At 37.4% G+C, this 16,008-nt stretch carries 18 protein-coding genes, 16 tRNA genes, 1 pseudogene and 1 riboswitch; of the genes and pseudogenes, 4 read left to right on the top strand and 31 right to left on the bottom strand.

The window, feature by feature from the left end:
* Positions 1–321 precede the first annotated feature (321 nt).
* The 6 genes from JCM9157_RS15790 to gcvT all read right to left on the bottom strand — a co-directional run bounded on the left by JCM9157_RS15790 (position 322) and on the right by gcvT (position 6,032).
* Complete coding sequence (locus JCM9157_RS15790) at positions 322–666, bottom strand: hypothetical protein (RefSeq protein WP_035666208.1); 345 nt, start codon at positions 664–666, stop codon at positions 322–324.
* Between the two features lie 99 nt (positions 667–765).
* Entirely contained in the window at positions 766–981 is a 216-nt protein-coding gene (locus tag JCM9157_RS15785) for a hypothetical protein (RefSeq protein WP_035666206.1), read from the bottom strand.
* 99 nt (positions 982–1,080) lie between these two features.
* Positions 1,081–1,758 carry a hypothetical protein gene (locus JCM9157_RS23525; protein WP_052013190.1) on the bottom strand — a complete coding sequence of 226 codons (678 nt, stop codon included), beginning with the start codon at positions 1,756–1,758 and terminating at the stop codon, positions 1,081–1,083.
* A 361-nt stretch (positions 1,759–2,119) separates the two neighbouring features.
* Complete coding sequence (gene gcvPB / locus JCM9157_RS15775) at positions 2,120–3,580, bottom strand: aminomethyl-transferring glycine dehydrogenase subunit GcvPB (protein ID WP_148296900.1); 1,461 nt, start codon at positions 3,578–3,580, stop codon at positions 2,120–2,122.
* Positions 3,580–4,923, bottom strand: coding sequence for an aminomethyl-transferring glycine dehydrogenase subunit GcvPA (gene gcvPA / locus JCM9157_RS15770; RefSeq protein ID WP_035666202.1), 1,344 nt, complete (start codon positions 4,921–4,923; stop codon positions 3,580–3,582). Before gcvPA ends, gcvPB begins: the two co-directional genes overlap by 1 nt.
* An 11-nt stretch (positions 4,924–4,934) precedes the next feature.
* Positions 4,935–6,032, bottom strand: coding sequence for a glycine cleavage system aminomethyltransferase GcvT (gene gcvT / locus JCM9157_RS15765; RefSeq protein WP_035666200.1), 1,098 nt, complete (start codon positions 6,030–6,032; stop codon positions 4,935–4,937).
* A 161-nt stretch (positions 6,033–6,193) separates the two neighbouring features.
* Positions 6,194–6,301, bottom strand: a riboswitch (glycine riboswitch).
* Between the two features lie 235 nt (positions 6,302–6,536).
* On the opposite strand from gcvT, the gene JCM9157_RS15760 reads away from it, so the two are divergent.
* Both JCM9157_RS15760 and JCM9157_RS15755 read left to right on the top strand, forming a co-directional pair.
* Positions 6,537–8,222: a DEAD/DEAH box helicase gene (locus JCM9157_RS15760; protein ID WP_035666198.1), complete on the top strand. Its 1,686-nt coding sequence runs from the start codon at positions 6,537–6,539 to the stop codon at positions 8,220–8,222.
* Positions 8,200–8,994 carry a YqhG family protein gene (locus JCM9157_RS15755; protein WP_035666196.1) on the top strand — a complete coding sequence of 265 codons (795 nt, stop codon included), beginning with the start codon at positions 8,200–8,202 and terminating at the stop codon, positions 8,992–8,994. The genes JCM9157_RS15760 and JCM9157_RS15755 overlap by 23 nt, the downstream gene beginning before the upstream one ends.
* Before the next feature lie 44 nt (positions 8,995–9,038).
* Here the strand turns inward: JCM9157_RS15755 and JCM9157_RS15750 are convergent, their stop codons facing one another.
* Positions 9,039–9,227, bottom strand: coding sequence for a DUF2759 family protein (locus JCM9157_RS15750; RefSeq protein ID WP_035666194.1), 189 nt, complete (start codon positions 9,225–9,227; stop codon positions 9,039–9,041).
* Positions 9,228–9,451: 224 nt separating this feature from the next.
* Here JCM9157_RS15750 and JCM9157_RS15745 point away from each other — a divergent pair.
* Positions 9,452–10,086: pseudogene (locus tag JCM9157_RS15745) on the top strand (MBL fold metallo-hydrolase).
* A gap of 397 nt (positions 10,087–10,483) precedes the next feature.
* On the opposite strand, the gene JCM9157_RS15740 reads toward JCM9157_RS15745, so the two are convergent.
* From JCM9157_RS15740 to comGC, 8 genes are all read right to left on the bottom strand, one after another.
* Entirely contained in the window at positions 10,484–10,729 is a 246-nt protein-coding gene (locus tag JCM9157_RS15740; protein ID WP_035666192.1) for a DUF2626 domain-containing protein, read from the bottom strand.
* A 142-nt stretch (positions 10,730–10,871) separates the two neighbouring features.
* The gene (locus JCM9157_RS15735; protein WP_035666190.1) at positions 10,872–11,588 is read right to left on the bottom strand and encodes a helix-turn-helix transcriptional regulator; all 717 of its coding nucleotides are present in this window, start codon (positions 11,586–11,588) and stop codon (positions 10,872–10,874) included.
* 139 nt (positions 11,589–11,727) lie between these two features.
* Positions 11,728–11,916: a YqzE family protein gene (locus JCM9157_RS15730; RefSeq protein WP_035666188.1), complete on the bottom strand. Its 189-nt coding sequence runs from the start codon at positions 11,914–11,916 to the stop codon at positions 11,728–11,730.
* Between the two features lie 69 nt (positions 11,917–11,985).
* Positions 11,986–12,411: a competence type IV pilus minor pilin ComGG gene (gene comGG, locus JCM9157_RS15725; RefSeq protein WP_158318628.1), complete on the bottom strand. Its 426-nt coding sequence runs from the start codon at positions 12,409–12,411 to the stop codon at positions 11,986–11,988.
* Entirely contained in the window at positions 12,404–12,865 is a 462-nt protein-coding gene (locus JCM9157_RS15720) for a competence type IV pilus minor pilin ComGF (protein ID WP_035666184.1), read from the bottom strand. The genes comGG and JCM9157_RS15720 overlap by 8 nt, the downstream gene beginning before the upstream one ends.
* The gene (locus JCM9157_RS15715; RefSeq protein ID WP_035666182.1) at positions 12,837–13,124 is read right to left on the bottom strand and encodes a hypothetical protein; all 288 of its coding nucleotides are present in this window, start codon (positions 13,122–13,124) and stop codon (positions 12,837–12,839) included. The genes JCM9157_RS15720 and JCM9157_RS15715 overlap by 29 nt, the downstream gene beginning before the upstream one ends.
* 22 nt (positions 13,125–13,146) lie before the next feature.
* On the bottom strand, positions 13,147–13,593 hold the full coding sequence (gene comGD / locus JCM9157_RS15710; RefSeq protein WP_035666181.1) for a competence type IV pilus minor pilin ComGD: 447 nt from the start codon (positions 13,591–13,593) through the stop codon (positions 13,147–13,149).
* Positions 13,590–13,910, bottom strand: coding sequence for a competence type IV pilus major pilin ComGC (gene comGC / locus JCM9157_RS15705; RefSeq protein ID WP_035666179.1), 321 nt, complete (start codon positions 13,908–13,910; stop codon positions 13,590–13,592). The genes comGD and comGC overlap by 4 nt, the downstream gene beginning before the upstream one ends.
* A 157-nt stretch (positions 13,911–14,067) precedes the next feature.
* Here comGC and yidD point away from each other — a divergent pair, with 157 nt between their 5' ends.
* Entirely contained in the window at positions 14,068–14,298 is a 231-nt protein-coding gene (gene yidD / locus JCM9157_RS15700; RefSeq protein WP_035666177.1) for a membrane protein insertion efficiency factor YidD, read from the top strand.
* A gap of 41 nt (positions 14,299–14,339) precedes the next feature.
* Here the strand turns inward: yidD and JCM9157_RS15695 are convergent.
* The 16 genes from JCM9157_RS15695 to JCM9157_RS15620 form a co-directional block, all read right to left on the bottom strand.
* Positions 14,340–14,421: transfer RNA gene (locus JCM9157_RS15695), tRNA-Leu, on the bottom strand.
* A gap of 34 nt (positions 14,422–14,455) precedes the next feature.
* Positions 14,456–14,531 (bottom strand) — tRNA-Lys (locus JCM9157_RS15690).
* A 13-nt stretch (positions 14,532–14,544) separates the two neighbouring features.
* Positions 14,545–14,619, bottom strand: a tRNA-Glu gene (locus JCM9157_RS15685).
* Positions 14,620–14,635: 16 nt separating this feature from the next.
* Positions 14,636–14,726, bottom strand: a tRNA-Ser gene (locus JCM9157_RS15680).
* A 1-nt stretch (position 14,727) separates the two neighbouring features.
* Positions 14,728–14,802, bottom strand: a tRNA-Asn gene (locus JCM9157_RS15675).
* A 1-nt stretch (position 14,803) separates the two neighbouring features.
* Positions 14,804–14,880, bottom strand: a tRNA-Ile gene (locus tag JCM9157_RS15670).
* Positions 14,881–14,889: 9 nt separating this feature from the next.
* Positions 14,890–14,963 (bottom strand) — tRNA-Gly (locus tag JCM9157_RS15665).
* Between the two features lie 29 nt (positions 14,964–14,992).
* Positions 14,993–15,068, bottom strand: a tRNA-Arg gene (locus tag JCM9157_RS15660).
* A gap of 5 nt (positions 15,069–15,073) precedes the next feature.
* Positions 15,074–15,145 (bottom strand) — tRNA-Gly (locus JCM9157_RS15655).
* 2 nt (positions 15,146–15,147) lie between these two features.
* Positions 15,148–15,222 (bottom strand) — tRNA-Gln (locus JCM9157_RS15650).
* Positions 15,223–15,238: 16 nt separating this feature from the next.
* Positions 15,239–15,311: transfer RNA gene (locus tag JCM9157_RS15645), tRNA-His, on the bottom strand.
* Positions 15,312–15,317: 6 nt separating this feature from the next.
* Positions 15,318–15,402, bottom strand: a tRNA-Tyr gene (locus JCM9157_RS15640).
* Between the two features lie 17 nt (positions 15,403–15,419).
* Positions 15,420–15,496 (bottom strand) — tRNA-Asp (locus JCM9157_RS15635).
* 6 nt (positions 15,497–15,502) lie between these two features.
* Positions 15,503–15,576, bottom strand: a tRNA-Met gene (locus JCM9157_RS15630).
* 163 nt (positions 15,577–15,739) lie between these two features.
* A tRNA-Ser gene (locus JCM9157_RS15625) sits at positions 15,740–15,832 on the bottom strand.
* 23 nt (positions 15,833–15,855) lie between these two features.
* A tRNA-Ala gene (locus JCM9157_RS15620) sits at positions 15,856–15,931 on the bottom strand.
* Between the last annotated feature and the right edge of the window lie 77 nt (positions 15,932–16,008).

Here is a 16,008-nt window from a genome sequence, read left to right as displayed (position 1 = left end):
TAGAAAGCCTATTATAAATATCAAAATTGAGAATGAGCGGAAGGTAAATCCAGAAAAGATTCCAATAAAAGCATCAATAACCGAAGACAATAATGGTTCGTTGTCATTTCCTCTCTTCCAAAAGATTATTGATAAAAACATCAAGATAACTCCGATTATTAAAGCAAAATACAAACCTTCCACCTCCGCAATAAAACAACTCTTTGTTACTATCTAAATCTTTATATTCCCTTAATTCTTCCTTAACTATTCTGCCGTTAGTAAAAAAAAGCGTCTCTGCTTATTACAGAAACGCACCCGTTACTTGAATAAGCCTATTGCTTAAATCCCAAAGTGTATCATATATTTCTTTTCTTCTTTTGCTTGAGTAATTTTTGCTGCTAAATCTGTTAGTTCGTCAGACTTTTTGAAGTGTGGCGAAGATACAACCACATCATAAAACAATGAAAGGGATTCAGGGGGAATAATAGTAACTCCCCAATATGTAAGACCAAATTCTGATCTATCATACGAATGGAAGTAACTCTTCATTATTTTTAAAGATTCTGAAAGATTTTGAATGAGATCATCATCAACCGATATACATTTATATTCTTTTGGAGCATAGTAGCCATAATCTTTTCGAATGTTAAAATCATCGATAATGCCAAACTCATGGACAGGCATATATTATCAACCTTTCACATTATGTAATAATTCTATGGTTAAAAAACGAACAGATGCAGCTGTTATTCAACATTAGCATCCATTACTTGAAGAATATCTTTATGAATTTGTAGTAAATTTCAAATGTTTATCACCTAAGATAATAATGTTTATATTCCATCTTGGATGCATTACTAAATTCTTGTTTTCATCAAATTCTAAAGCCATATGTATTTCATCATCTTCGGTTGTAAGAATAGCCATTCTTTTATTTTCAATATCTATATAGGACTTTAAACCTTCGACCATTTCTATTTTCCAATCAAAAAAGTTCATTATTTACCCTCCATTTTTTAATAAAAAAAGCACTGGGAATGTTTCGCCAGTCCTCCTTCCCTTTCCCGCCGTTGAAATAGAAAGAAAAAATTTATTCGACTACTTATTAAGCTTGTATCTCCTAAAAGCCTTAACAGGGACATTCGGTTTATCAAAATATTCAGGGTCATGATAAGGCATATCTATCAAATCCCAATTAAATCCATCCTCTACACAGGAAATTAATAGTTCATACCCTTCACCATCAGATGGTGATAGTGTAGTGCTTATTTCTCCATACTTTAAAGCTGTATCAATGGCATTACGCAATTCTTCTAATGCCGAACGATTACCTACTATAAAAGCATTTCCGTGCCACATATCTTGACCGTAAATATGACATATCGGAGTAGGTGTATCTTCATCATAACCATTTATTTTCTTATTTAGTTTTTCAAATACAACTCCTGAAGAATAGTCACCTAAATATGTATCCATACCGCATTCCCAATAACCTCCCCGAACACCTTTTACTCCAAATTGCGACGTAAAATCATTGAATAGTTCATTGTCCTCTACAAAGAGATAGCGATATGGACCTTTCCAATCAGCAACAATATAAAAACAAATAATTTGTCTTCCATTATTTCTATAAACAAAACGATATAGCGTATCAGCTATACGTACACTTTCTTCTAACTTAAAGTTAAATTTTTTTGCTTTTTTGGGTTTTAATTTTTCATCTTGAAAAGGCGTATCAGGTATATAAATTGCTTTAAATAATTTTGCATTTGACACTTTTATCACCTCTCCTATCAACATTGCCTTTTCTTTGTTTTACTATTCTGCCCGTTAGTTCAATAACAAGTATTTCAAATAATGCGAATTTTATCAATGTCTTTATCTAAATATACTGTTACATTAAATAAGCCATTTCTATGTAAGAAGCAGAATTATGCAGCACTAAAAATCGGTTTACTAAAGCGTTTAACGGAGTGTTGTAGTAGTAAATGAGGTCATTGGTGGTCATTATAAATAACAAATAAGGGATAGAGAACTATCCCTTAAATTCCACCTATAAAATGTCTAACATTATAATAAAAGCTATACCTATCAAAAAACAAACTATCCTTACATGGAATTACATATAACTTAATGCTTAGGCTTTTTCATATTTTAAAATTGGTTTCCTTGCAGCTGTTGTTTCGTCTAATCTAGAGATTACTGTTGTATGAGGAGCTTCTTGAACAATTTCTGGATTCTCCTCTGCTTCTCGTGCAATTTGAATCATTGCTTCAATAAACTCGTCTAATGTTTCTTTTGATTCCGTCTCAGTCGGCTCAATCATCATACATTCCTCAACATTTAAAGGGAAGTAAATAGTTGGTGGGTGATAACCGAAATCCAATAAGCGTTTCGCAATATCTAATGTACGTACACCTAGTTTTTTCTGACGACGTCCTGAGATAACAAATTCATGTTTACAATGTTGCGTGTAAGGTAAATCAAAATGAGGTTCTAATCTACGCATCATATAATTTGCATTTAAAACAGCATATTCTGAAACTTTTCGTAAGCCGTCTGGCCCCATTGTACGAATATACGTATAAGCACGAACATTAATACCGTAATTTCCATAGTAAGGTTTTACTCGACCAATTGATTGTGGACGATCGTAATCAAACTCAAAACGATCATTCCGTTTAACAATTGTTGGTTTAGGAAGAAAAGGAATTAAATCTTTCTTCACTCCAACTGGACCTGAACCTGGTCCACCACCACCGTGAGGGCCGGTAAATGTTTTATGAAGATTTAAATGAACTACATCAAAGCCCATATCCCCTGGTCTTGCAATCCCTAAGATTGCATTTGAATTTGCCCCATCATAATAGAGTTTCCCACCTGCATCATGGATAATCTTCGCCATCTCTACAATGTAAGTCTCAAATAAACCTAGTGTATTAGGATTAGTAAGCATTAAAGCCGCCGTATCTTCCCCAACAACTTCACGTAAATGCTCCAAGTCAACTAAACCAACTTCATTCGTTCTAACAGTTACTGATTCAAATCCAGCTACCGTTGCAGACGCAGGGTTTGTTCCATGTGCTGAGTCAGGCACAATGACTTTCGTACGCTTGAAGTCGCCATTTCTCTCGTGGTAAGCACGGATCATCATTAATCCAGTCCACTCACCATGTGCTCCTGCTGCAGGCTGTAAAGTAACTTCATCCATTCCTGTAATCTCTGCTAGTGACGTTTGGAGTTCATAAAGAAGTTCTAGTGCACCTTGTACTTGCTCCACTGGTTGATAAGGATGAATATGTGCAAGCCCCTCAAAACGAGCCACGTTCTCATTAATTTTTGGATTGTATTTCATCGTACATGAACCTAGTGGATAAAAACCAGAATCAACACCATGATTTCTCTTTGATAAAGCTGTGTAGTGTCTCATAATTTCAAGCTCGGAAACTTCCGGAAGCTCTGGTTCAATTTCACGTAGGAATTCACTTGGAATAAGCTCTTCTATATTCTGTTCCTTAATATCTAAAGTTGGCAAACTATGTCCAACTCTTCCTGGCTTACTACGTTCAAAAATAAGTGGCTGGTCTTTTGTTGTTATCATACTAGAGCCCCCAATTCTTTAGCAAAGCTGTCAAGTTCTTCTTTTGTTCGTACCTCTGTAACCGCAAGTAACATTTGACCTTCAAGTCTAGCATCATCTTGACTTAAGTCATATCCACCAATAAAGCCTTTTGCAAATAGAAGCTCATTTACTTCAGAAACTGACTTATTTACCTGAACAACAAACTCGTTAAATATCGGTTGCTCATTTACAATTTCGACACCATTATTTTTTAACTGTTGCTTAAGATAAGCTGCCTTTTGTACATTTTGATACGCCATTTCTTTAACACCTTTTTTTCCAATCGCCGTCATAGCAACAGATGCCGCTAATGCATTTAAAGCTTGATTGGAGCAAATATTCGATGTTGCTTTCTCACGTCTAATATGTTGTTCACGGGCTTGCAATGTTAAAACAAAACCACGTTGACCATGTTCATCCGTTGTTTGACCTACTAAACGGCCAGGAACTTTACGCATTAACTTTTTAGTTGTTGCAAAATAACCACAATGAGGACCACCGAATTGCGTCGCTATTCCAAAAGGCTGAGCGTCACCTACAACAATATCTGCTCCAAATTGGCCTGGTGGCTTTAAAAGCCCTAGTGCAAGTGGGTTACTAGAAACAACAAACATGGCTTTCCCGCTATGTGTAATTTCCTCAAGTTCAGTTAGAGGCTCGAGGTTTCCAAAGAAGTTCGGATGTTGAACGACAACACAAGCCGTATCATCACCGTAAATCTCTTTTAACTGCGCAAGATCGGTTACTCCATTATCTGTATCAATCTCAATCACATTCAATCTTTGTCCAGTTGCATTTGTTTGTAGAACGGCGCGTGCCTCAGGGTGAACCGCTTTTGAAACAAGAATCGTTTTCTTCTTCGTTTGCCCAGCACTTAGCATTGCTGCTTCTGCAAGAGCAGTTGGTCCGTCATACATTGAAGAGTTAGCTAAATCCATCCCCGTAAGCTCACAAATCATCGTTTGGAACTCGAAAATAGCTTGTAATTCACCTTGAGAAATCTCTGGCTGATATGGTGTGTATGCTGTATAAAACTCAGATCGTGAAATCACATGATCAACGATGGAAGGGATGTAATGCTCATATACTCCAGCCCCTAAAAAAGATGGAGTTTGTTTAACCGATACATTTTTACTAGCAAGTCCTTGAAAATAAGAAACTAGTTCTGGTTCTTTTAACGCTTCCTTAAGATTCATTTCTCCTTTGAAACGAATCTCTTTTGGAATATCTGAGAATAATTCTTCAATAGAATCTACTCCAATAAAATTAAGCATTTCTCTTTCGTCAGCTTCTGTCATTGGTAAATAGCGATGATTCATGAATGTTCCTCCTACGACTTTTTATAAAAAGGGGTTGCAACTATTTTTGCTTTTAACCTTTTTTTACGAACTTGAACTTCAACTTCAGTATCTAATGATGAAAACGCATGATTAATGATAGCAAGACCCACATTCTTCTTTAATGTTGGTGATTGAGTACCCGTTGTGACGAATCCAACCTGTTGCTCATCAACAAAAATTTCATAACCAGTACGCGGTATCCCCTTGTCAATCATTTCAATCCCAACCAATTTCCTTGTTAATCCATTTTCTTTTTGCGCCTTTAATACATCCTTACCGATAAAATCAGCTTCTTTATTTACTTTTACAGCAAATCCAATTCCTGCTTCAAGCGGACTAATATCTTTAGTAAGTTCTTGACCATACAATGGTAAGCGTGCTTCAAATCGAAGTGTATCGCGAGCACCTAGTCCACATGGTACAAGTCCATCCGCCTTTCCAGCTTCAAGTAGCAGATCCCAAAGTTTAGGGGCATCCGTTGCCAAGCAATACAACTCAAACCCATCTTCTCCGGTATATCCTGTTCTAGAGACCAAAGCTTCAATTCCATCAATTGAGACGTTTTCCGCGAATCGGAAAAAGAGAATGGTTGATAAATCGTAACTTGTCTTCTGTTGTAGAATTTTTTCTGCGATTGGACCTTGAATGGCAAGTTGAGCTATTCTACTTGAAATGTTCTCAACCGTTACGTTTTCTGTTTTATGTCGATTCAACCACTCAACATCCTTGTCAATATTAGAAGCGTTAATGACAAGCAAAAAGTCATTTACCGCTTTACGGTAGATAAGTAAATCGTCAACCGTTCCTCCATTTTCATAACACATGGCCGTGTATTGTGCTTGACCGTCTACTATTTTAGACACATCATTTGTCATTACTTTTTGCAAAAACTCTAAAGCGCCTTCTCCTTTTACCTCGACTTCACCCATGTGAGAAACATCGAATAGTCCAGCTTTCGTTCGAACAGCCTCATGCTCTTCTTTAATGCTCGAAAATTGAACTGGCAAGGCCCAACCACCGAAATCAATTGTTTTTGCTCCATAGCTCTTATACAAATCATATAAAGGTGTTTGCTTTAATTCTGACATTTTAATTACTCCCCTTTCTTTAAGAAACTGAACAAAAAAAAGACAGAGTTATACACTTATTCGTGTATAACTCTGTCCTGAAACCAGAAAGTTTCCTATATTCAAAAAAAGATGAATATAGTGTCTTCGTGGGTGGCTCAACCGAGCACTCTCCAGAGCTGCGTCAAATAAAAGTCTTTTTGCCTGAGAGATTCGTATTTGATAACACAATATCGCATACTTGCTCCTTCGGCGTTGCAAAAACCTGCAATCTCTCCCTTTATTCTCATCCGCGCCTTAAATTCATTTGTTTTGAAAATATACTCATTAAATAGTCATATGTTGTCCATACTACTAATATAAAACTCAATTTGTAAAACGTAGGTTTTAATTCGGATTTCTATTAGTATCGTACCAAGATCACCGGAGAGACGCAACTATTTTTTCTAAAAACAGAAGTTTTTGTAGATTTCTGTTGTTTTCATTCGGATATTGGCTTAAGTTTGTTCGAAAGGATGATAGATCATGAATGTAGATATTCATTTTGATCAAGAATGGAATAACACCTTTTTAGAGAGGTTAGAGCATGATGGCCCCTGGTCTAATTGGGATCTTTTTAAACTGGCATATGAAGCAGAAGAACATCAAGTCATACCCGAGTTTCATGGTTTACTAGCACCTAAACACCTTCCGCAACTACAACCGTTCCCTCATCAAATTGAAGTTGCAAACACAGTTATTGAGCAAATGAACGGTAAAGCTATTTTAGCGGATGAGGTCGGACTTGGAAAAACAATCGAAGCTGGTTTGATCTTAAAAGAATACATGATTCGTGGATTAGTCAAAAAAGTATTAATTCTAGTTCCAGCTTCTTTAGTTTCACAGTGGGCAATTGAACTGAATACTAAATTTCATATTCCTGCTATTGCTCAACGTAAATCATATGTATGGGAGCAATGTGACGTTGTTGTCGCTTCAATTGATACGGCCAAACGACAACCACACCGCGACATTGTTTTAGACCAACCATATGACCTTGTCATTATCGACGAAGCACATAAATTAAAAAATCCTAAAACAAAAAATTATGAATTTATTAAACATCTAAAAAAGAAGTTTTGTTTACTTTTAACAGCAACTCCTGTTCAAAACAAACTAGAAGAAATCTTTAACCTTGTTTCTCTTTTAAAACCAGGACATCTTGGGGACATTACTTCTTTTGAGCAAGAGTATCGCTCAAATAAACGCTCTCCTAAAAATGAGGAGAAATTAAGAGAACTCGTAAACAAAGTAATGGTTCGAAACCGCCGAGAAGAAACTGGAATTGAATGGACAAAACGTATAGTCGAGACCGTACCAATCGAGTTTAGTGAATCTGAGAGATCTTTCTATACTGAGATTGAGAATTTAAAAGATGGATCAAGTCATTTTGCTCTATTAACACTAAAAAGAGAGCTTTGTAGTAGTCGTGAGGCTGCTTTCATGACCCTTAAAAATATGATTGAGCGTGCTCATGCTGATGGTAGAAGTTTACCTGATGCTGAAAGGCTTCTTAATAAAATTGGGGAAGTTGAAGGGCATGCCAAAGCAGAGAAAGCACTTGAATTGATTCAAAAAATAAATGATAAAGTCATCATTTTTACTGAATACCGTGCTACACAACTTTATTTACAATGGTATTTAAAGCAAAACGGGATTTCATCCGTTCCTTTTAGAGGTGGTTTTAAACGAGGTAAAAAAGACTGGATGCGTCAACTTTTCCAAAATCATGCACAAGTCCTTATTGCAACTGAAGCAGGTGGAGAAGGAATAAACCTTCAATTTTGTAGTCACATCATCAATTATGACTTGCCATGGAATCCAATGAGGATTGAACAACGAATTGGACGTATTCATCGTTTAGGACAAAAAGAAGATGTACGTATTTATAATTTTGCCGTAAACGATACTGTTGAACAACATATTCTAAAGTTACTTTATGAAAAAATAAATCTTTTTGAGTCTGTTATTGGAGAGTTAGATGATATTCTAACAAAAATCGAGTTAACATCTGTTGAAAATCATGTTCAAGATATCCTTTTACAGTCCGACTCAGAAGGAGAAATGCGGATTAAGTTTGATCATCTTGCTGCAATCATGAATGAAGCAGCAGAGGAAGCAGCTAACGCAAAAGAGGAGGATCCGATCGATGCAACAGCCTCAAGTTCATGATTTTTTAAAACGGTATTTTGAAGCAAATGATAGTCCGATACTCGAAAATCATAAAGGCTATCTTCAAGTACAGTTATCTATAGAACTAGATAAATTACTAATGAATCGGCCCTTCTATTGGCACTATCTTGAAAAAACAGGTGGCGAGCCCAGACCTATGCAAGTGACATTTATTACCGATCAGAACGAGACCCCTGACGATTTAAAGGGAGAACAAATTCATTTTGGTTCACCGAGACTGAGGCAGTTGTTCGCATCAACAAGAGAACTAGGAGGTTTTATTCGTTTATTCGAACAGATTGATGCATCAGGAAACAAATCAATTCCTTTGCAACCTTGGTTATGCCTTAATGCAAAAATATCATTTCAATGTGATCGCAAAAAAGATGTCTTGCTATCACTTGGGCTCAATTTAATCCATGGCCAAATCGTCCCTCAATTTTTCGAGAGGATAAGAGAAAAAAATTTAACGCCAAATATACCTGATTACTGTTTTAAATTATCACCTTTAATTACGATCAAAAGCGGCCTAGTGAGATTACAGAAAATGGTTCAGACATATGCCGAGAATGAAGATGATACTTGGGCAATAGAAGCTGTAAAGAGGTGGGATGCGGACCTTGAATTATTAGAAGCGTTTTACGAGGAAGAAGAAGAAAAGCCAGAAAGTTATCTTGTTGAAAAGCAAGCACTGAAAGAACAATACGAACCAAACATTCATGTATCTGTTGTAAATGGTGGAATGTTTTATTTGCAGCAACAGGTCTTTTAAAAAAAGACGAACTACAATCGAATGTAGTTCGTCTTTCATTTGACTTAGTGAGCTACTGGAGCTCCGGTACCAGTTGTAATGATAGAAATGATTGTCGCAATAGAAAACCAGCCAAACACAACAAATGAAATTCCTGCAAAGCCAACTGCGAAAAAGTTCTTTCTTTTAATTTCACGAACGATCGCAACAGCACTTAATAGTGCTACAATTAAAAGGATAATAGATAAGATCATACTGACTTAACCTCCTTATGTAGAAACTAAGAACCCAGCTTAACTAGTCCTATTATAAGACTAGATGCATTCATTGTCAGCCTTTATTTATGACAAAGCTAGCACAAATGAACCTGTAATTAGGTTGGGCATTTTGGTCTTATTTTACTCCTTTTTTAACTGTTTGTCGAGTCGATTTCTCTAATGTATGATAGTAATATCTAATTTTAAAGGAGGTCTTCATAATGAAATGGACCCAGTTACCTTTAGGACCCTTGCAAACGAATGCTTATGTCCTAGAAAATGATAAGAAAGAAGCGATAATAATTGACCCTGGCAGTGAGGGACCAGCACTCGTTAATTGGTTACAAGAACAAGCTCTTCATCCTCTTGCCATTCTTTTAACACATGCTCATTTTGACCATATTGGAGCCGTTGACGATGTGAGAAGTAAGTTTAACTGCCCTGTCTATATACATAGTAAGGAACAAGATTGGTTAACCGATGGTGATAAAAATGGTTCTTCACGTTTTTTAGGAACAGATGCAATTACAGCACAGCCCGCTGAACATATTATTAAAAAAGAAGGAGCACTTATTGTGGGTTCCTTCCACTTTACTGTATTTGAAACTCCAGGTCATTCGCCAGGCAGTGTTTCCTACTACATAGAAGAACATTCCATCGTATTTTCTGGTGACGCACTATTTGCTCAAAGTATTGGTCGGACTGATTTACCTGGTGGACATCACGACCAGCTTTTAGAAAGCATCCATGAGAAATTAATGACTTTACCTGAAGAAACAATAGTAGCGTGTGGCCACGGATCACCTACACTATAGCTAATGAAATGGATCATAATCCATTCTTATCGGGTTTTTAATAGAGGCTATTTGTAATGGTGGTTGATTGGAATTTATTTTTCAACTGATTGTAGCGAAATGCAACCCAACGTCCCTTCTACCTCGAATTATTAGTAGACGAAATCAGCCTGAATATGAGAGGTTATTCTATGTTCATCAGAACTTAAGGAATAACCTTGTTTCTCCCGAGTTACTACTATTGACATAGTGGTTATCTATTTTATAAAATAGAAAATAGATTGGTGAGCTTTGAAAAATGGGAGTCCCCCTCCCCTCAATGTTTACATCAATACGATTTACTCCCCATGTGGTCTCCAGTTAAGTTGGAGGCCTTTTTTTTATGGAAACATAATACAAAAAAAAACCGTCCCTTTTCAAACAAGAGACGGTCTTTTAAGTGTATATGTACCAAAAATATTAATGTCCACCAAAGCTTGGTACTAAAAGGAATGTAGAATAATACGTAAAGCCAACGAAGAAAATCGTTAAGTAGGCGCCAAAAATATAAATATACACACGTTCAGATAAGTTTAAATAGCTTAGCGCTAAAAGTGCACCAGTTTGAGCGAAGAATAGCAAAGCCACGTTAAACATATCACCGACAAAGAATAGAACAGCGAAAATTCCTGTCCAGAATGCTAATACACGATACATACGATCCATTTGGTTTCCCCTCCTTCATGCACAAAATTATGCCCTGTAGGCAGTATTTGTATAGGATATCAAATGATAGAGTACAGACTTATTATATCGACTGTATCTTTATTTGTAAATGCTTTGATCAATGACGAATCTGTGTCACCCATTACAGATTTACTTTAATCACCGCATAAGAACAAGCTTTTGATTTAGGATCTGTGATCTTTGCATTGTCTTTAAGAATATGATCTCCAAGAAACAAGGAAAAAATTCCTTTAAATAACTCATGGTGCATTACACAAAGTGAATTTGAGTGCTCGGTCATTAGTTCTTTAAATGTACAATTAAATACACTAAATTCGATTTGCTCTTTTTCTTTATTGTAGAGAATTTCAGGGTTTAATCCTTCATTCGATGCAATTTGTTCAATTAATTTTATTTTTTCTTCTAGAGGTAATATAGATAAGTCGATTTTAAACTGATCCACAAATAGCTCAGCGCTCTCTCGACCATATTTATATCCCATCTTTTTCAAGGCCGATACCCCAACATCTCCGAGTTCATTTAATGTCTCAATAGCCATCTTTGCTAAGCGCTGGTAATCTCTAAATGGGAATTGTAATTGAATGACCTCATCAGACAATGAATAAAAACGGCTAGGACGGCCTCCTTTGCCTGATTTCAAGGTTTCAGAAATAATCATCTTAACATCTTCAAGCTTAGTCAGATGAAGACGTGCTACGTTAGGATGAATGCTAAATTGATCAGCAATTTCCTGCACCGTTACTTTACTGCGCTGCGTTGATACGTATTGATAAATTGAAAAACGGGTTGGATCAGACAACACACTTGTTATTTTTAATGTGTTTTGTTCTTGTTCCATTTATTTTCACTCCTATACTACTAACTACTTTAATCATTATAGTACAGTTATCAGACCAAATAAATGAATTGTTTTCACTTGAAACAAATTTTGACAGAGAAAAAGCGAATAATCTGTCGTTCCGCGACAGGAATTCGCTTTATCTTCTTTTCTTTTTCTTTTTCCACAGCAATGAAATCCCTAATGGAATCATCCCAAATGCATGAGTTGAGAACGACTGTCGATCAGCTTTTCGTTGTAATCTTTTCGTTTTTCTCTCTTCTTTCGGTTGATCCATTCGAATGACAGCCTGTTGAGTTAGAAATTTCACATAATCATTTAATGACATGTCCTATCACCTCGGAGAAGTACTAAATGCTAGTATTCCCAGATCGGAAGAATCTAACCTCTATTAAGACTAAGCTGGTGTTTCACTTCTTCTCCACTGGTCATGATAAGACATGGAATTTACACCTTCCCAATAATTTGAGATTTTTGAACTAGACCAGTTAAAATCAAAACCAGCAATTCTTTCGTAACCATTGCTTAATCTTGCTTTTACATGAATTTGACTGCTTCCCTCTTGTAAACTTCTTATTGTAAATGTAACCGTTCCTATATCATAAGCAAACGTAGTCGAATAATTAACACGCGGAGTATGTTGTTGCTTTTTAAACTCCGTAATACTAACTTGCAGGATGGATTCAAGTGTTAAATATTTTTCTTGATGATATAAAAATTGTTTCTCGGTTTGGTAATAAGATATTTGTAATAGCAATAGGTGAACAATTAATAAACATACTGCTATTGTAGCAGGATAAACAAATCCTCTCTCATTATTCAAAAGTGGTGACTTTAATCGCATAGTGAATAAAAATTGACCTTTTAAATTGCTCTCCTCCTTTACTTGACAATGTACAAGACATTGCCAGGTTGTTCTTTAAACACTTAAACGCCTGAACGTTTTCAAGAAATAAGACGTTGCCCTCACCATCACTTGTTCTCCTTATTTGCCCTGTTTCGAGTAGTTTAATTTCAATGTCTTTCCTTCCTGATCTTTTCAATAGAATAGATTGCTCCCCAATTTCCACATTAGTTGAACTTTTTACATCTTGTGCTACTTGATTAAAAAACATGGTTACTTGTTGCAGAGTGAGCGTTTGGGTTTCGTAATTTTTTGAAACAGCTATTATGAAATTAGGCAAGAGAGACAGTAGAAGTATTGATAGAGTTAGTACGAGAAGCAATTCAATTAGTGTATGACCATTATTATTTGGCTGCCAATAAGCACTTTTCATTAATTCTGTTATTCCCTCCCTTTCTTTGAATACAGATCTTAATTACACCCGACTTAATGTACTCTCTTGTAATTAACATATGGTCTTTAGAGTCTTGACTTTGGCTATGTTCACGATCCTGTAAATAATCATGTAATGTTTCCTCAAGCTCAGTTAAAGCATTTAATTCTTCGCGAACAGCTATACGCTCGACGTAAATGATCGAAATAAGAGGAAGAATAGTAGCGCTAAAAATGGTAAGTAAGATCAAAGAAGCCATTACTTCAATAAACGTAAATCCTTTACAATTTTTTATACGTAACCACTCCTTTGCCTAGATAAACAGTAAAAGTGTAACGGTGATCCCCTATTCTTAATAAAAATGTTCCTGAGCGACTAGGGTGACCATTCGCTAGAAAAGAAATGGTCGAAGGAGAAATAGTCATAAATTCAAAAGTCATATCTGGATCTTGATAAGGTATAATAAGATATTCTTCAAATAAGCCAAACCTAATGCTGAATTCCTTATTTGGATTGTCAGTCCTAATAAACGTGTGTCTCCCTGTAGACATTGCTACTTGTTGAGCTAGTATGAATTGGTCTTGGACTTGTTTGGCAATGAGATCTGCTTCCTGTGAGGTTTGAGTTAATCTAGGGAATGTGGTGAGTGGTATACTAAGTAATATGGAAAGAATAGATAGTGTAATGAGCATTTCAATGAGGGTATAGCCTGATTTAGAGTGAATCATTCGGAAATTGTAGGTGGGGCAACAATTCCAGTAGAACTACTGTAATTAACCGGGGTTCCATTTGGACAAGTTATTTTTTCAACATACTTATCATCAATTAGTTTTTGTAAAGTAAGGGGAAAACTACTTTTTTCAAGCTTGTAAGCATGAACCTGTGCTTGAAGTAATTTAACTGTCGCCTCACATCCTTTTCCATTAGCTGTATCGCTATTCTTACTCATGTTTGGGACTACAATTAATAATAGAACAGAAATAATCATCAAAACAATAAGCATCTCGACAAGAGTAAAGCCAGTTTGGTTTTGTAAAGTTTTCAATTTTCATCACCTCTAGAAGATTTTTAACGCGGGGATTTAAACGAAGCTGCTATAAAGGGTATTTATGGATACTCCTTTCATTTTGATATTCTTAATTATTAGACAATAAATTCTTGTTTCCTCCTTTATTTTTATTTTTTTTTGAAAGGTTGTTTGTATGAAAAAAATATTATTACTTATTATCACAATTTATCAACGAATAATCTCTCCTTTAAAACCACCTACTTGTAGATTTTATCCAACTTGCTCTCATTATGGATTAGAATCTATTAAAAGGTTCGGTGCTTTAAAAGGAACATGGCTTACTATAAAAAGGATAGCAAAATGCCATCCGTTTCATCCAGGAGGGATTGATTTAGTTCCTGAAAAAGATAAAGAAAAATCCTAAAGAAAAAGAAAAAAACCATACATATGTATGGTTTTTAAGTATGCGGGTGAAGGGAGTCGAACCCCCACGTCATAAGACACTAGATCCTAAGTCTAGCGCGTCTGCCAATTCCGCCACACCCGCGTGTATTTGGTACCTATTCAAGAGTAAACTTAAATGGTGAGCCATGAAGGACTCGAACCTTCGACCCTCTGATTAAAAGTCAGATGCTCTACCAACTGAGCTAATGGCTCAACCTAATATTAATGGTGACCCGTACGGGATTCGAACCCGTGTTACCGCCGTGAAAGGGCGGTGTCTTAACCGCTTGACCAACGGGCCAGAAATAACTTGTCCATGGCGGAGAAGGAGGGATTTGAACCCTCGCGCCGCGTAAACGACCTACACCCTTAGCAGGGGCGCCCCTTCAGCCACTTGGGTACTTCTCCATGGCTCCACAGGTAGGACTCGAACCTACGACCGATCGGTTAACAGCCGATAGCTCTACCACTGAGCTACTGTGGAATGGTGGGCCTAAGTGGACTCGAACCACCGACCTCACGCTTATCAGGCGTGCGCTCTAACCAGCTGAGCTATAGGCCCCTAGTAAAATGGAGCGGGTGATGAGAATCGAACTCACAACATCAGCTTGGAAGGCTGAGGTTTTACCATTAAACTACACCCGCACTAGATTAAATTAAATTAGAAATTATATTGGCGCGCCTGAGAGATTCGAACTCCCGACCTTTTGATTCGTAGTCAAACACTCTATCCAGCTGAGCTAAGGGCGCAATAAAGCGGAAGACGAGATTCGAACTCGCGACCCCCACCTTGGCAAGGTGGTGTTCTACCACTGAACTACTTCCGCGTTGGCTGGGCTAGCAGGATTCGAACCTACGCATGACGGAATCAAAATCCGTTGCCTTACCGCTTGGCGATAGCCCAATGATATTATTTAAAGGGCGACTGATGGGAATTGAACCCACGAATGCCGGAATCACAATCCGGTGCGTTAACCACTTCGCCACAATCGCCATAAATGGTGGAGGGGGACGGATTCGAACCGCCGAACCCGGAGGGAGCGGATTTACAGTCCGCCGCGTTTAGCCACTTCGCTACCCCTCCACATATATTTTCAACAATGGCGGTCCGGACGGGACTCGAACCCGCGACCTCCTGCGTGACAGGCAGGCATTCTAACCAACTGAACTACCGGACCAAGGTATTGCGGGGGGCGGATTTGAACCACCGACCTTCGGGTTATGAGCCCGACGAGCTACCAGACTGCTCCACCCCGCGTCGTTATATAGCATATAGATGATGCTCTTTCAATGAAGAAGACATCTTCCTCTTCTAGCTAATTCAATGATGTATTTTGCGTCGATGTTACTTGTAGCGAAATCAAGTTGATTCACTCGTTGCTCCACCCCGCGTCGTTATAAAGAAAAATAAAGGTATAATATGGCGGAGGAAGAGGGATTCGAACCCCCGCGCGGTTTAACCCGCCTGTCGGTTTTCAAGACCGATCCCTTCAGCCGGACTTGGGTATTCCTCCGTTTTATATACAAATGATAATTTTGGTGGAGCCTAGCGGGATCGAACCGCTGACCTCCTGCGTGCAAGGCAGGCGCTCTCCCAGCTGAGCTAAGGCCCCAAATTATTAATGCCTGGCAACGTCCTACTCTCACAGGGGGAAGCCCCCAACTACCATCGGCGCAAAAGAGCTTAACT

This window comes from Halalkalibacter akibai JCM 9157 (assembly GCF_000513135.1).
Classification (GTDB): domain Bacteria; phylum Bacillota; class Bacilli; order Bacillales; family Bacillaceae_D; genus Halalkalibacter; species Halalkalibacter akibai.
The sequence above is the reverse complement of the archived record's forward strand: the minus strand, read 5'-3'. Positions and strand labels throughout refer to the sequence as shown.

Coding starts and splice junctions, on each gene's coding strand:
- JCM9157_RS15730 (WP_035666188.1), bottom strand. CDS start 11,916: ATGTCATTAAATGATTATGTGAAATTTCTAACTCAACAGGCTGTCATT.
- gcvT (WP_035666200.1), bottom strand. CDS start 6,032: ATGTCAGAATTAAAGCAAACACCTTTATATGATTTGTATAAGAGCTAT.
- JCM9157_RS15740 (WP_035666192.1), bottom strand. CDS start 10,729: ATGGATCGTATGTATCGTGTATTAGCATTCTGGACAGGAATTTTCGCT.
- JCM9157_RS15755 (WP_035666196.1), top strand. CDS start 8,200: ATGCAACAGCCTCAAGTTCATGATTTTTTAAAACGGTATTTTGAAGCA.
- gcvPA (WP_035666202.1), bottom strand. CDS start 4,923: ATGAATCATCGCTATTTACCAATGACAGAAGCTGACGAAAGAGAAATG.
- JCM9157_RS15785 (WP_035666206.1), bottom strand. CDS start 981: ATGAACTTTTTTGATTGGAAAATAGAAATGGTCGAAGGTTTAAAGTCC.
- JCM9157_RS15715 (WP_035666182.1), bottom strand. CDS start 13,124: ATGGCTTCTTTGATCTTACTTACCATTTTTAGCGCTACTATTCTTCCT.
- JCM9157_RS15750 (WP_035666194.1), bottom strand. CDS start 9,227: ATGATCTTATCTATTATCCTTTTAATTGTAGCACTATTAAGTGCTGTT.
- JCM9157_RS15790 (WP_035666208.1), bottom strand. CDS start 666: ATGCCTGTCCATGAGTTTGGCATTATCGATGATTTTAACATTCGAAAA.
- yidD (WP_035666177.1), top strand. CDS start 14,068: ATGAAAAAAATATTATTACTTATTATCACAATTTATCAACGAATAATC.
- comGD (WP_035666181.1), bottom strand. CDS start 13,593: ATGATTCACTCTAAATCAGGCTATACCCTCATTGAAATGCTCATTACA.
- JCM9157_RS15735 (WP_035666190.1), bottom strand. CDS start 11,588: ATGGAACAAGAACAAAACACATTAAAAATAACAAGTGTGTTGTCTGAT.
- JCM9157_RS15760 (WP_035666198.1), top strand. CDS start 6,537: ATGAATGTAGATATTCATTTTGATCAAGAATGGAATAACACCTTTTTA.
- JCM9157_RS15720 (WP_035666184.1), bottom strand. CDS start 12,865: ATGAAAAGTGCTTATTGGCAGCCAAATAATAATGGTCATACACTAATT.